The organism is Halomicronema sp. CCY15110 (assembly GCF_016888165.1).
In the GTDB taxonomy this organism is placed as follows: domain Bacteria; phylum Cyanobacteriota; class Cyanobacteriia; order Phormidesmidales; family Phormidesmidaceae; genus Halomicronema.
The window spans coordinates 1-14,039 of sequence record NZ_JACSWC010000375.1 but is presented as its reverse complement, the minus strand read 5'-3'; the positions used below and the strand labels follow the sequence as shown (position 1 = coordinate 14,039).

Sequence of the window (14,039 nt, the reverse complement as noted above, 5' to 3'; positions counted from 1 at the left end):
AGGCACCCGGTCCCTGGGCCCGATCGCGCCGCCCCCTCTCCCCCCGCAGCAGTAGCGCCACTGGTGCGTCCCCGCGCACGCCAGCCAGAGATGTCGGCCTTCGCTTGGGGGGGCGAAACCTCACCGCCTGCGGCACCTCTCCTTACACAAGGAGAGGTTTATGGACAGGTTGGCTTTGGCGGCACCGCTGCCCACCCTGCCGGGGCCTCTCCTTACGAAGGAGAGGCTAGGTGAGGTGCTCCGGATCGCCCCGGATCGCGGCTCACCCTAAACGCTGCGGTGCGGGAGTCTGGAGCGCCAGGGTCAGCAACTGTCGGGCCACATCAAAGCTGGCGTGGAGGCGATCGGTGTCGCGGTGCAGCTTGCCCATCAGCATCGCCCCCTCCATCACCGTCATGATTTGCGCCGCCAGTAGATCGGGGTCCGTGGTGGGTTGGAGCTGGTCACGCCCCGCCTGGAGCCGTTGAGCGATCGCCCCTTCCCACCGCGCAAATACCTGCTGCAAGTGCGCCCGAAAGCTGCCGTCCTGCTCCACCAAATCCACAATCAGGTTGCCGAGTAGGCAGCCACCACAAAAGGGCTCACGGGTCTGCTTCGCCTCCAGCCTGTCGAGAATCCAAAAAATCTGGTCAATGGGTGAATGGTGCTGGGCAGCGGCGGGGGCCAGCACGTTTTTCTCCAGCTTCTCCCATTCAAAATCAATCAGGGCGTGACCCAGCGCTTGCTTCGACTCAAAGTAGTTGTAAAAGCTGCCGGAAGACGCGCCGCTGAGGGTAAAAAGTTCGCTGAGACCCGTGGCAGTGAGTCCCTTGCGGTGAATGGTATCGATGACCGCTTCGAGAATGTCCTCGCGGGTGCGCTTCAGGTTGGCCATGGCAGCTCGGGAAACAGCGGGGGCGCGATCGCCCATAGAGTGCGCCCCCATCTTAACGGACTGGGGTGGGCCAAGTGCCCGACCGGATGCCCCACCCAATTCTGGCAGCCAGGCGAGGGCACCGTCTCCTAAAGGCGTTATTTTTCAAACGTGGAGAGGGCGGAGCAGGCCCCACATTTGGCACAGCCCGCATTAATGGATGCCGAGGTCATCCCGGCAGCTTTTAACAGCGCTCCGACCCGCTGATACAGGGTGAACATAAAGTCGCTGCTGGGGGCGGGGTGGTTCGCCAGGGGCGTTTCGGAAATGGGCACAAAGGGGACGACGAAGGGATAAACGCCCAGGTTGATCAGGCGATCGCTCGCTTCCACTAAGGTTTCCAAACTGTCGCCGAGGCCCGCCAGCAAATAGGTGCTCACCTGGCCCCAGCCGAATACTTTCACCGCCGCTGCAAAGGCGTCGAAATAATGCGCGAGGGGCACTTCCGCTTTGCCCGGCATGATGCGGGCGCGCACTTCGGGGTCAACGGCTTCCAAATGCATCCCGAGACTATCGACGCCTGCGGCTTTCATGCGCTCAAACCAGACAAAGTCGTCGGGCGGTTCGCACTGGGCCTGAATGGGCAGGTTCACGCGGGCTTTGATGGCCTTGGCGCATTCCGCTAAATAGGCCGCACCGCGATCGCTGCTATTCGGCGTCCCCGTGGTCATGATCATGTTGGAAACGCCATCCAACCGCACAGCAGCTTCCGCCACTTCCGCCAACTGTTCTGGCGTTTTGCGGGCGATGGTGCGATCGGCGTCTAGGGATTTTTCAATGGCGCAAAACTGGCAGGCGGTGGCCTCGTCCCGATAGCGCATACAGGTTTGCTGCACGGTGGTCGCCAACACATCGTGGCTGTGCAGCAGCGCAATCTTCCAGTAAGGGATGCCGTCGGCGGTGGTCAGACCGTAAAACTGCGGCTGTTGGGGAAAGGCGATGGGGGCGATCGCCTCATCGCCATGGGCCAGGGTGGCCGTCGCCGCATCAATGCTGTTCACCGAATAAGGCGACTCACTGGCGGTGCCCGTGTAAATCGGCACCATCACCGTCGTCCCGTCCACCGTCACCGCCTTGTGATCCGAGGGGCCAGCCCCGCCCTTGCGCCCCGCCGCCCCGACCGCCGGGTCAACCATTTTGAGGCCGTGGGTTTGCAATTCAGTGATCAGTCGTTGCTTGTTCATGACGGTTTAAGGATGACAACTAACGGCAGTGAATGAAACTGAGCCTAACAGAGCCGATGCCCGAGTCAGGACTGGTGAGACTGAGCGCAGTCATCGGTGGCCCCGACCCGAACCCAATCAGCGGGCCTAACCCAGCCCAATGGGTTGAGGGGCATCGCTCCAGCGGCTAGCGGGATGGCCAGAGCGCCCTCCGGTCGTGACTTATTCCGACGGGGTGGGGGCGGAAGCGGGCGGCAGGGGGTCAGCAGGTTCAGGCTCGGCAGCCAGGTTCGGTAGCTGAGGCAGCGGCGCACCCTGGGCTTGCATCACCGACCAAGCGGCTTGATTGAGCTGCAACTTCAGTAAATCAGGGCGGGCGTAGTGGCCCACCGAATCCATCATGCGCTTGCGCTTCACAATCAGGGCAAAGTCGAGATCCGCGATCGCCATCCCTTCGCCCTCCACCACCGGATCGCAGAGATGCGCCCCTTCCGGATTGATGATGGCGGTATAGCAGCCCCCACTCAGCGCCTTGTGCAGCTTTTCATTCGGGGTGATCTGGGCTTTTTGCTCGGGCGTCAGCCAGCCCGTGGCATTCACCACAAAGCAGCCGGATTCCAGGGCATGGTGGCGCATCGTCACCTCCATCTGGTCGGCAAAAATCGAGCCCACCATCGAACCGGGGAACTGACCACAGTGAATCTGCTCGTGCTGGGCCATCAGGCTGTAGCGCGCCAGGGGATTGTAGTGCTCCCAGCAGGCCAGCGCCCCGACCCGACCCACAGCGGTGTCCAAAACGGCAAGTCCAGCCCCGTCACCTTGCCCCCACACCATGCGTTCATGGTAAGTGGGCGTAATTTTGCGACGCTTGTGAACCAATGTGCCGTCGGCATCAAAAATGAGCTGCGTGTTGTACAGCGAGCCTTCGTCCCGCTCATTGACCCCCAGTACCACCACCATCTCGTAAGAGCGGGCGGCCCGACTCACAGCATCCACCACCGGCCCCGGTACGGTCACGGCCTGTTCGTACAGCAGCATGTGGGCCTTGCCCATCAGTACTGGCGGTTCCACAAAGGAAAAATAGGGATAGTAGGGAATAAACGTTTCCGGAAAAACGATCAGCTGCACCCCTTCCTTGGCGGCGGCAGCGATCGCCTCTAGCACTTTTTCCGTCGTCCCATCGCGACTGTACAGGACGGGACTAATCTGCACCGCAGCAGCGCGAACCGTTTTGGCGTCATTCATCGGTATCAGGGAAGCAAACGAACAGTATGGCGAAACACCCGAACCTATCGTAATGCTGTCAGCACAGCTTCAACATTGGGATAGGTCGGTTGGATGGATCAGTACGGGTAGAGAAGCATCAGCGCCAACTCGGGAAACCCGGTTCCTTGCAAGGTACCAAGGCCTCTCACCCCACCTAGCCTGACCCATCCATGGGAAAGCTCACTAACGACCAGTCCTGGGCGCGACTCATCGACCGACCCAAGACTAGCAGCAGCGCCCCATTACATCGTCCAAGTATCGAGAATGAAGGCTCCCTCTTTCCGGTGAACCAGCACAATATCCAGCACGTCAAGAGGATTGATGGGTGTGATGCCAGGAATGAGCGACGGCTCACCATGACCGTAGAGCGCTTGTAACGCAAAGCGACAGGCGTAGACTTTGCCGCCTTCCTCCATCACCTTGACCAACTGGTTATTCATCGCCAAGTGACCGGGGAACGCTTCATCCCCTAGCTTGGGAAAACCCCGCTGGACGCCCAAGGTCACACCGGGACCGTAGAGCAATACTGAAGTCTCAAAACCTTTGCGAATTAATCGAGTGGCTTGCAACAAATTCACCAGGCCAATCGAGCCTTCAAAGGCCACGGTGTGAAACGTGACCAAGGCTTTCTCACCCGGTTCTGCCTGAACATCGGGAAAGACCTTCTCTTCGTAATCAACAAAAAAGTCACCGGTCTGATGGGCAGGAGTCGTAACTTCAGGCATGGATTCAATTCCTAAAAAACTTCAAGGGATTGCAGTTGCCTTAAGGGCAATAACTGGCACCGTAAAGGTCTCTTTTGCCACTACTTGTATCGATATTTACAAAAGCCTGAGGATTAGCGCTAAAGACAGGAGGTCTATGAATTTAAGGAGGCGCAGGGCCAAACGGGAGTTCATTCACCTATCTAAAGTGATAGGTAGAGAATGATGCTGCGCCCCCTGACTAATCCGTTAGGGCGACCCGGAAACACTCTCCATTCAGGGAATTTCAGCATTTTTGATGGTGGCCTTTTTTTTCGTCACGTCCACTTAGGGAACCGAGCCAGGGACTACTTGACGAGATTGCCCTAGCGTTACTGATAGAGCATTTGTTTCTGTATCGAGCACTACACGCAACGTTGTTTTTCCCAATTAGGGTGAACTCAATAGGGCTTTAGCTAGGCGTTGAAAAGTACTTGGGCGATATTTCTGAGGATGGCTGGCGTGATTTGACCGCACTTGTAGGCCAATGTCGCCGGAGTCTCAGAGGTCTCCTTCAGCGGCGTGAATTGCACCTTATGCATAAGTGACGAATTTCACGTTATCAGCATTAATTTCTAGTCCGCAACCGCAGTTATTTGTTGTCAGGTTTCTAAACATGAAAACTCACTATTCTGTACTCATTGTTGGCGGTGGCCAGGCGGGGCTTTCGGTGAGTTACTACTTAAAGCAGCGCAATCTTGATCATCTGATTTTTGAGCAACATCAGGTGGCGCATTCCTGGCAAGACAAGCGGTGGGACTCTTTTTGTTTAGTCACGCCCAATTGGCAATGTCAGCTACCGGGTTTTCCCTATCAGGGGGATGATCCCCATGGCTTCATGGTGAAGTCAGAGATTGTGAATTATGTCCGAGCTTATGCCAAAAGCTTCGACGCTCCGGTGCAAGAAGGAGTGGAAGTGACTCGGGTGCAACAAAGTGGCGATCGCTTCACCGTCACCACTTCCCTGGGCGAGTTCACTGCTGACCAAGTCGTTATCGCTGCGGGCGGTTATCACAAGCCCCGCATACCCCGTTCGGCCGAGCGCTTGCCCCGGTCAATGCACCAAATTCATTCCTCGCAATACCGTAATTCCGAGCAGTTGCCTGAGGGCGACGTCATGATTGTGGGCACCGGGCAATCGGGTTGCCAAATCGCCGAAGACTTGCACTTAGCAGGACGGCGGGTTCACCTTTGTGTGGGCAGTGCCCCGCGATCGCCCCGGCGCTATCGCGGCAAAGACGTGGTGGACTGGCTAGATCAGATGGGCTACTACGACATGCCCATTGACGAACATCCCCAAAAGGAAACCGTGCGTCACCGCACCAACCACTACCTCACCGGGCGGGATGGTGGTCGCGAAATCGACCTCCGTCAATTTGCCACCGAGGGGATGCAACTCTATGGTCGCTTGCAAGATATTGATCGCGATCGCCTCTACTTCAAGCCTGATCTGAAGCAGAACTTAGACGGCGCGGATGCGGTGGCTGAAAGCATTAAAGCCACGGTGGATCGCTTCATCGAACAGCATCAGCTCGACATTCCCCCAGAAGCGCCCTACTGCCCCATTTGGGAACCAACCGTGGATCCGACGGCGGTCGCGATCGCCGACAGCAACATCCGCTCGGTAATTTGGTCCACGGGCTACCACACCAACTTCCGCTGGATTGAAGTTCCCGTGTTTGATGGTCAGGGCTATCCCTGCCACGATCGCGGCGTCACCGCCGTTAAGGGCATGTACTTTATCGGCTTACCCTGGCTGTACACCTGGGGGTCGGGGCGGTTTTCTGGCGTCGCCCGCGATGCCCAGTACATTGCAGATCATCTGTTGACCAAGCGCAAATTCCAGTCGCCCTTATTGGAGCGCATTAACGAAATGGCGATCGGGTCTTAAGCATGACTGCTGCGTCCGTGGCTGGTGGCGACAAGCTTGATTTAGCCACGTACCGAGTTGCTGCGACTGGTCACTGATTTCAACTGATTTCATCGGACTGTTCACGATCGCTGGCAACGGGCAGGGCGATCGTTCAAGCGGCGGCTGTTCACCCTGAGGCATGCAGCATCATGAAGTGGTTTCAACAGTCTGCGGCGCTGATGGCGATCGCCGCCCCCAGCCTCTACGCTCCGTATTGCCTTTCAATGTAGGAGCGACCCGCCATCAGCGCGGCACTGCTAGTGGTGTATTCATAGCCATCATTCAAAACGTCCAGCGCCGAATTAATCAACCAACACTGATAACCGTGCTGGCGGTTATGGCTCACACCGATGATCCATCCCGGCAACGCCGACAGCTGCACAAATTGAGTATTTTCCATAGTTTTTATAGATTATTAAACTAATCTTAAGCTAAAGAGTACCCAGATGGCTTGTGGTAAATCTCAGCCACTTTGCGTCATTATGGGGGCTGTTTTTCCCTCTCTGGAGATATCTCGCAACTATTGTTGTCTGGCAATATGTCGATGGCTGTGAAATGTTGGCAATCTCGGGTCGAACGACATCCGAGAAGCGGCAACACCCCCTTTTGCTAAAGTTGCCGTTGATTCGCGGATGATGACAATCACCTGTTGCTGGGCGATTCGCAGCTCCGACCAGAGGGGACAAGTCGTCCGAGCCGTCGAGGCGATCGCGATTTGTCCCGGTTGCGCTCTACAACGAACCAACTTAATCCTGCTTGGCAATGACAAATCAAAGTATTGGCTTGGAATCTACTCTGTACGACTACCTGCTGGCGGTGTCGCTGCGGGAGCATCCCGTTTTGACTGAGCTGCGTCAAGCGACGGCACAGCTGGCCATGGGCCAAATGCAAATCGCCCCGGAGCAGGGGCAGTTCATGGCCCTGTTAATCCAGCTGATGAACGGGCAACGGGCGTTAGAAGTGGGAGTCTTTACGGGCTACAGTGCCCTAGCCGTGGCGCTGGCTTTGCCGCCGACGGGCCAACTCATCGCCTGTGATGTGAGCGCAGAGTACACCGCGATCGCCCGCCAGTATTGGCAAAAAGCGGGCGTTGCCGACAAGATTGACTTGCGACTAGCGCCCGCCACCGAAACCTTACAGCAGCTCATTGATGCGGGCGAGACGGCTACTTTTGACTTTGCCTTCATTGATGCGGATAAGAGCAACTACGATACCTACTACGAACAAGCACTGCAATTGGTGCGGGTCGGGGGCGTGATCGCGATCGACAATGTGCTCTGGTACGGTCGCGTGGCTGATGCATCCGTCACCGACAACCGCACTAAAAAAATTCGCGCTCTGAACCAAAAACTGCACCAAGACGATCGCGTGGACCTGAGCCTACTTCCCCTTGGCGATGGCCTCACCTTGGCCCGCAAACGCTGAACCGCCCGCGATCGCGATGAGCTGCACAGCGTTTCTTAGATCAGAGCTGTATTCTCCGGCACCGGGACGTTATCGTCCGACGGCGGCCTGCTGGCTAGAATACATGGCGCGCAAAACTAACGCCGGATCAACCCAATTTTCGGAATATTTCAACCCCCAGTGCAGGTGCGGCCCGGTGGTGCGGCCCGTCATGCCGATGCGACCAATGCGCATTCCCGTATCCACCAGCTGCCCTTCGCGAATGCGTAGACCACCGGCGTTGTCTAGCATGTAGCGATCGCCGCCTTCTTGAGTGACGTAGCCCTGCATGTGGCAGTAAATGTGCATCCAATTGCCCGATTGCACCACCACCGACGTGCCGCAAGAACTGTCGTCAGAAACTTCAATCACTTGGCCGCCCCACCAACTGCGAATATAGCTGCCGGAAGGAGCCGCCATATCTAAACCGTAGTGGAAACGTTGGTCGCCACCATAGGGGTCAGAACGATAGCCAAACGGCGACGTATAAGCTTGAAAATTTTCGACCGGAAAGGAGGCCTGATGCCATTGAGTGCCGGCGTTAGGGGGCAGATCGATGGCCTGTACAGAGGGCGAGTGCCCGAGATGGAAAAGGATAGCGATCGCGGCCACCAGCAAGCCAACAGAGATCTGCAACACTCTGGTGAGAGAGCGTGCCCTCAAAGGCAGTATGGCCTCTAAACGCCGATAACGAATCCAACGCTTCATAGTGCTAAACCAGGGCGATATCAAAAATAGAGGAGCAAAAGTAACCGATCACTGCGACTCATGCCGACTAAGAATAGCCCAGCTTGGCCAAAGTGACACTTCAAATAAAGGCACATCAATTCAACGCAATTATCGATAGAGGTCAAGAGAAATTAGGGAAAAAATATGGCTGTGCCTAAATTTTTGCGCCATCGCCATCGCCAACCCTAGCCCCGTGGCAACCGGTATCAGTTAATCGTGTCAAGAAAAAATTTACATTACGATACGGCTCTCCCATCAATGATCCGGGCAAATTTGCTCCCATCTTGTCCTCATGTCGTGTCGCTGCCTGGCCTGTCACCCTGAGCCGCTTTTGAGCATCCGGCTGCTGGCGAAGGGGAACAGCCAGGAAGATTATCAAACCAAGCACTCAAAACTCCTGCAAGATACTTGTCCGGTATGGTGTGTGGGCGATTCATCAACGACCAGGGCGAGTGTCAAGCCCCAAACTTGAGAAAACTGTATGATTGCCCGGGGCCGGAACATTGCAGTGGAGAATTTAGCCCATGGGGGGCAACCAGTCAGGCGTCGAAGCGGGTCGCAAGCTAGCCTGTCTGCAAAGGCCGGAGCCTGCCCCCTCTAGCCTGCCCCCGTCTGGAAGGAGTTAGCCGTGGCCGCAGAGCATCAGTTTGTCTTAGATCTGGCGGTGGCGTTGGGGGCATCGGCCCTGAGTGGTTATGTGGCAAGTCGTCTGCGACAGCCCGCGCTGCTGGGCTATTTAGCCGCCGGGCTCCTCATTGGCCCTTCTGGGTTTCGGTTGCTGAATGATGTGCAGCAAATCGAAGAACTGGCAGAAATTGGGGTGGCGTTTTTGTTGTTTGCGCTGGGGGTCGAGTTTTCCCTGGCGGAGCTGCGCCGCGTTCAAAAAATTGCCATCCAAGGCAGTCTGTGGCAGATGGGGCTGACAATCCTGCTGGTATCTGGGGTGTCTATCTTCGCGGGGTGGGCCACATCGCCGCTACAGGGCATCTTTCTCGGCTTTGTCCTGTCCCTGTCTTCGACGGCGGTGGTGCTGAAGATTTTGACGGAGCGGGGCGAAACCGGGGCGCTGCACGGTCAACTGATGCTAGCGCTACTAATTGCCCAAGATCTCGCATTGGGCCTCATGCTGGCGTTTTTACCCGCGCTCGATCAGCCGGAGCGATTCTGGTTTGTCTTGTTCGCCGCAGTGTTGAAGTTCACGCTGTTTTTGGGCGGCGCGATCGCGGTGGGGCGCTGGTTGATCCCCAGTTTGATGCGCACCGTGGCGGCCACCGAGAGTCAAGAGTTGTTTTTGCTCACCATCATTGCCCTCTGCCTGGGCATTGCTTGGATCACGTCTAGTCTGGGCCTATCGATTGAACTGGGGGCCTTTGTCGCTGGGCTGATGGTGGCTGAAGTGGACTATTCAGAACAGGCGTTAGGACGAGTGTTACCGCTGCGAGACACGTTTGCCTGTTTGTTTTTCGCCTCGGTCGGCATGTTGATTGATCCGCAGGTGTTGTTGAACAACTGGGTGATCATTTTAGAGCTGGTGACCATTGTCATGGTGGGCAAGGCGCTGATTATTTTGCCGATTATTTTGCGCTTTGGCTATTCCTTCAAAACGGCGCTGCTGGTGAGTGTGGGCCTGAACCAAATTGGAGAATTTTCGTTTGTGCTGTCGCTACAGGGGTTGGAACTGGGACTGATTAGCGAGCAGCAGTATCTACTGCTATTGGGCACCACGGCAATCACGTTGGTGCTGACGCCCGCATGGCTGAACAGTGCGCCGTGGCTGATGCGATCGCTCCACAAAATTCCGCTCCTTGATCACTGGCTGAGTCAAATGGCGGAGCCCCAATCGCTGTCGGTGCCGGAAACCTTGGCGGATCACGTCATCGTGGCCGGCTATGGGCGCGTGGGCCGAGTGCTGGTGAATATTTTGCTCAATCGCGGCTATGCAGTGCTGGTAATCGAAAACAGTGAAGCGGCCATTCAACAGTTGCGCCATCGCCAGATTCCTTACATTTATGGGGATGCTGACGCGGAGCAAGTGCTGGAAAAAACGCACCTCTCGAAGGCGAAGGCCATGGCGATCGCCCTGCCGGATCCCACCAGCACTCGACTATTGCTGCAACGAGCCTTAGCGCGATCGCCCCACCTCGACATCATTGCCCGCTCCCATACCGACCGCGAAATCGACCTGCTGACCCAAATCGGGGCGCGGGAAGTGGTGCAACCCGAATTTGAAGCCGCGATGGAACTAGGAGCGCACCTATTACGGTCGCTGGGGGAAGATGCCATTGGCATTCAGCAGGTGTTAAACAACATTCGCAGCGATCGCTATCAAAGTGTTCGCAGTTAGGCGCGATCGCCAGCGCTTTCCCCAATCATGGCGGCGACGGCGGTCAACCGCCCTGATGAGCCTGCGGCCCAAAGCCTCTGGCCCAAGCATTTTTGTTTACAATCAAGGCGCAACCACTCAGCTCTGAGCGAGGCCATGCACAGCGACATCATTCAAACCGTCACCTCATCCGAAGAATCCATCGTGCTGTTTGAAATGAGCGATCCGCGTGGCAAAACGGTCGCGACCTCGCGGCATCCCCAAGAACTTGCCGCCAAATCAGCCCAAGCCCTGGTTCAAGCGATGGGCACCATTCAAGCCCTCGCCAACCGCACCTCCGAAACCTTGGCCAAGTTGCCCCAGCCCCCAGCTACCTGTGAAGTGGAATTTGGCATCAAAATGGATGCCCAGGCAGGGGCTTTAGTCAGCAACTCTCCCGAAGCCAGCAACCTGCGCATTAAATTTGTGTGGTCTCCTCAGTCCTCAGCTCCCGCAGCGGAGTAGGAAGCGGGGGCATGTCCCATGGTCGCGGCTATCGATACATGCGACTCCAACCACAATCACGCACCTGGTCGAGTTGCACAATCAGATGGCGATGTTGGGTTTGTAGCCATCCTTCCATTTTGAATTCTTTGAGCAGGCGAGTCACCGTGACCCGAGTCGTGCCCGTGGCAGTAGCCAGTTGATGATGGGTCAACCGCATCGGAATTCGCACGCCACTGGGCTCGACTTGACCAAACTCATTGGCAACCAAAAGCAGCAGTTGCTTAAGGCGATCGCCGACCAACCGCTTACCCGCGATCGCCAACCAAGCCTCAGACTGTTGCAGCCGCAGCATGACATGGCGACAAATGCCCGCCATCAGCACCGGCGACGATTCCACTTCCGTCATGGGCAGCGGCAAGACATCCACATCTGTTAAGGCGTTTGCCCAATAAGGATCCACAATGGTAAAAGGCAGGCCAATCGGCATTGATGGCCCCGCCAAGCCCAATAGGGTTTCACTGCCGTCGGGCTGGATGGTATGCAGTTGCACCACCCCGCGACAGACAATGAGCACTTCATGCCGACGCAGCGGAATGGTGCGACCGGCAGTGTAAGGCATCAGCGTTCGTTCCCGATAAAGCTGCTCCAACACCGCCACAAAATCATTCTGAGACGCGTGTTGCGCAGTGCTCGACAGCAAAGAGGAGTTTACAGACACGGCTGTTTACCTGAAGAACAATATTGAAACATCCACAGACGCCCGCTGAGGACCAAGGGACTCGCCGGGTGATCGCCTTAGCAAACGACTGCCGACAGGTACACCTTCCCTAGATATTCATATTTGCCATGGTCAACAATCCTGCTTAAGGCCAGACGAATTCGGGTTTAACAACGGGTTAACATCTCACCAAAGATGAGGAATGCCGGTTCCAGGAGGATGCCAAGGCGCGTCAACTGCAAATTGGCTTGCCATCCGCTGTGAGATTTATCCCCCTTGGGCAGTCGGAAGTTTGGCAGCGCCGCCACTGCCCCCAAGTCAGAGCCCGGCAAATTACAGCGGTGATTGGACAGCGATATCCTCATGTTGGGGATGGTTAATAGCGTTGCTGATGGCGATCGCCGCCATCGATGCAGCCTCATAGGGCCGCAGTAAAGCAGTCAACTCGCCCCGGTTGTAATGGGTCGGATCCAGCCAAGCATCATAAGCGCTCGGCGGTAAAATTACGGGCATCCGATGATGAATGGGGGCCATCAGCGCATTCGCGGCCGTGGTCAAAATCGTGCAAGAAAAGTGGGCTTCATCGGTTTGGGGCGATCTCCACCGCTCCCACAGTCCGGCCAAGGCAAACAGCGATCGGCCCTGGAGCTGAATCAAATACGGCTGCTTAGGACGCCCTTTGGAAGCCTGCTGCCATTCGTAAAAGCCATCCGCCACAATCAAACAGCGCCGTCTGTGAAAAGCATCCCGAAAGGCAGGTTTGTCGGCCACCGTTTCTGCCCGTGCATTAATGAGCTTTTGACCAATCTGTAGATCTTTGCTCCAACCGGGTACGAGGCCCCACCGCTTGGCATGGTGCAGGCGATCGCCCATGCGGCGTGACTGCACAACCACCGAAACATCCTGGCTGGGGGCAATGTTATATCGCGGCGACAGCTCCGGCACTGCAGTTAATTGAAACGCTTGGGCCACCGCCGACCCGCTATGAGTTTGGGCAAATCGACCGCACATTGCACCGCACTTCTTCTAGTTGCTGATGGTTGAGAGATGTCTGAATGTGAGCAGCTAATCAGCTCACGAGTGCAGTTTGCTGCTGCACCATTTCTTGACGCAAATTAGCCGTCATTTCCTGCAATCCAGACTCAAATACTTCGTAAAAGTAGGGTTGCAGCGGCCCCATACTGGCCTTAGCGACAATCTTTTGCGTGAGCAAAATCGCCTCGCCGCCGTCGGCGCTTTGAACCGGTGTGAGTTCCCAGGTACCGTTCATCTCATCCAGGGTGCCGTCCACCATGCGATATTCAATCCGGTCTTGGGGATACTCAATATTCTCCGTCACAATCTTGACGCGAATCGGGAGAATGCCCACCTTCCGGCTATCTTTGCGTTCAACCAGTACTCGATTATCCCGCTTTTCCAAGATCCGACTGGCAACCACAGAGGGTAAGAAATCCGGGAACCGCTCGTAATCGGTCAGGACTTCCCACACTACTGATGACGGCGCAGGGACTAGCGACACAACGGTGTAAGTGCCCTCACTGCCAAGCATCACGACCTCCCCAGCCTGCAAAGCTTGTTGCTGGTCGGAAGCCAAATCAAGGGTTAGCTGGTCGAGGGCAGACGTGAGAGACATAAGATATGGAATAAGACGTGTACTGTCATCGTAACGAATTATTGCATGGTTAGTTTCTCGGATGTTCAATCCGCCTACGTAGATTTCCCGACTCAGGTGCAGAGTCTCATGCTGAGCACGGTGACCCCCGAGGGGCAACCGCAGGCCAGCTACACCCCTTTTGTGATGAGGGGCGATCGCACTTTTTACATTTTTGTGAGCGGCCTTTCTAGCCACACTCAAAATCTGCAAAAGACGCCGCAGGCGGGCATCTTACTTATTGAAGACGAAGCGAAAACGCAACAAATATTTGCGCGGCGACGCCTGATGTATGACTGTGCCGTCACCTTAATCGAACGCCACGACCCCCAGTGGGCCACCCTCGCAGATCTATTCAAGCGGCGGTTTGGCAATCTGATCGATATGTTGCGGCAGTTGCCCGATTTTCAAATCTTTCAGCTCGTGCCCAGCGGTGGTCGTTTTGTCGTGGGCTTTGGGGCCGCTTACGAAGTCAACCCGGAAAATCTGGAACAGCTAATGCCCACCGAAAACTGAGTCTGCCCTGCGCAGAGAGCTGGTTTAATCGTCATCCTAGTGCCCTGTCAACTTTGTTTTTGTGAGTTGTAGGAGAATAGATCCGTTCCCCTTACTGGAGCGGTGAGCTGACAATGCCCAAACGCTATATTGTCCGCCTGAGCGAAAAAGAACAGCAGGATCTTCAAGACTTGGTT

General features: G+C 56.2%; 15 protein-coding genes. 6 read left to right on the top strand and 9 right to left on the bottom strand.

Features of this window, described 5'->3' with window-relative positions; all coding sequences use genetic code 11:
• Window positions 1-234: hypothetical protein (locus tag JUK32_RS18620; RefSeq protein WP_204140369.1), on the top strand; the 234-nt coding region annotated here is incomplete at its 5' end.
• Window positions 235-262: 28 nt separating this feature from the next.
• On the opposite strand, the gene JUK32_RS18615 is transcribed toward JUK32_RS18620, so the two are convergent.
• From JUK32_RS18615 to JUK32_RS18600, 4 genes are all read right to left on the bottom strand, one after another.
• Window positions 263-925: a TetR/AcrR family transcriptional regulator gene (locus tag JUK32_RS18615; protein WP_239112831.1), complete on the bottom strand. Its 663-nt coding sequence runs from the start codon at window positions 923-925 to the stop codon at window positions 263-265.
• 86 nt (window positions 926-1,011) lie between these two features.
• Complete coding sequence (locus JUK32_RS18610; protein WP_204140368.1) at window positions 1,012-2,097, bottom strand: MSMEG_0568 family radical SAM protein; 1,086 nt, start codon at window positions 2,095-2,097, stop codon at window positions 1,012-1,014.
• A gap of 201 nt (window positions 2,098-2,298) precedes the next feature.
• Window positions 2,299-3,321 (bottom strand): Nit6803 family nitrilase, encoded by a 1,023-nt coding sequence (locus JUK32_RS18605; protein WP_204140367.1) that lies wholly within the window; start codon window positions 3,319-3,321, stop codon window positions 2,299-2,301.
• A gap of 263 nt (window positions 3,322-3,584) precedes the next feature.
• Window positions 3,585-4,067, bottom strand: a complete 483-nt coding sequence (locus JUK32_RS18600) for an MSMEG_0572/Sll0783 family nitrogen starvation response protein (protein ID WP_204140366.1) — start codon at window positions 4,065-4,067, stop codon at window positions 3,585-3,587.
• Between the two features lie 634 nt (window positions 4,068-4,701).
• Here JUK32_RS18600 and JUK32_RS18595 point away from each other — a divergent pair.
• Window positions 4,702-5,976 (top strand): MSMEG_0569 family flavin-dependent oxidoreductase, encoded by a 1,275-nt coding sequence (locus JUK32_RS18595; RefSeq protein ID WP_204140365.1) that lies wholly within the window; start codon window positions 4,702-4,704, stop codon window positions 5,974-5,976.
• Window positions 5,977-6,199: 223 nt separating this feature from the next.
• On the opposite strand, the gene JUK32_RS18590 is transcribed toward JUK32_RS18595, so the two are convergent.
• Window positions 6,200-6,397: a hypothetical protein gene (locus JUK32_RS18590; protein ID WP_204140364.1), complete on the bottom strand. Its 198-nt coding sequence runs from the start codon at window positions 6,395-6,397 to the stop codon at window positions 6,200-6,202.
• A gap of 362 nt (window positions 6,398-6,759) precedes the next feature.
• Here JUK32_RS18590 and JUK32_RS18585 point away from each other — a divergent pair, with 362 nt between their 5' ends.
• Window positions 6,760-7,422, top strand: a complete 663-nt coding sequence (locus tag JUK32_RS18585; protein ID WP_204140363.1) for a class I SAM-dependent methyltransferase — start codon at window positions 6,760-6,762, stop codon at window positions 7,420-7,422.
• 69 nt (window positions 7,423-7,491) lie between these two features.
• Here JUK32_RS18585 and JUK32_RS18580 read toward each other — a convergent pair whose 3' ends face one another.
• Window positions 7,492-8,079: a M23 family metallopeptidase gene (locus JUK32_RS18580; protein WP_309224582.1), complete on the bottom strand. Its 588-nt coding sequence runs from the start codon at window positions 8,077-8,079 to the stop codon at window positions 7,492-7,494.
• A 718-nt stretch (window positions 8,080-8,797) separates the two neighbouring features.
• Here JUK32_RS18580 and JUK32_RS18575 point away from each other — a divergent pair.
• Window positions 8,798-10,513 (top strand): cation:proton antiporter, encoded by a 1,716-nt coding sequence (locus tag JUK32_RS18575; RefSeq protein WP_204140361.1) that lies wholly within the window; start codon window positions 8,798-8,800, stop codon window positions 10,511-10,513.
• 27 nt (window positions 10,514-10,540) lie between these two features.
• Complete coding sequence (locus JUK32_RS18570) at window positions 10,541-10,996, top strand: CU044_2847 family protein (RefSeq protein WP_204140360.1); 456 nt, start codon at window positions 10,541-10,543, stop codon at window positions 10,994-10,996.
• A gap of 28 nt (window positions 10,997-11,024) precedes the next feature.
• Here the strand turns inward: JUK32_RS18570 and JUK32_RS18565 are convergent, their stop codons facing one another.
• The 3 genes from JUK32_RS18565 to JUK32_RS18555 all read right to left on the bottom strand — a co-directional run bounded on the left by JUK32_RS18565 (window position 11,025) and on the right by JUK32_RS18555 (window position 13,329).
• Window positions 11,025-11,696 (bottom strand): Crp/Fnr family transcriptional regulator, encoded by a 672-nt coding sequence (locus tag JUK32_RS18565; protein ID WP_309224581.1) that lies wholly within the window; start codon window positions 11,694-11,696, stop codon window positions 11,025-11,027.
• Window positions 11,697-12,029: 333 nt separating this feature from the next.
• Window positions 12,030-12,707: an SOS response-associated peptidase gene (locus JUK32_RS18560; RefSeq protein WP_204140359.1), complete on the bottom strand. Its 678-nt coding sequence runs from the start codon at window positions 12,705-12,707 to the stop codon at window positions 12,030-12,032.
• A gap of 58 nt (window positions 12,708-12,765) precedes the next feature.
• On the bottom strand, window positions 12,766-13,329 hold the full coding sequence (locus JUK32_RS18555) for an SRPBCC family protein (protein ID WP_204140358.1): 564 nt from the start codon (window positions 13,327-13,329) through the stop codon (window positions 12,766-12,768).
• Between the two features lie 45 nt (window positions 13,330-13,374).
• On the opposite strand from JUK32_RS18555, the gene JUK32_RS18550 reads away from it, so the two are divergent.
• On the top strand, window positions 13,375-13,863 hold the full coding sequence (locus JUK32_RS18550; RefSeq protein ID WP_204140357.1) for a HugZ family protein: 489 nt from the start codon (window positions 13,375-13,377) through the stop codon (window positions 13,861-13,863).
• Window positions 13,864-14,039 lie beyond the last annotated feature (176 nt).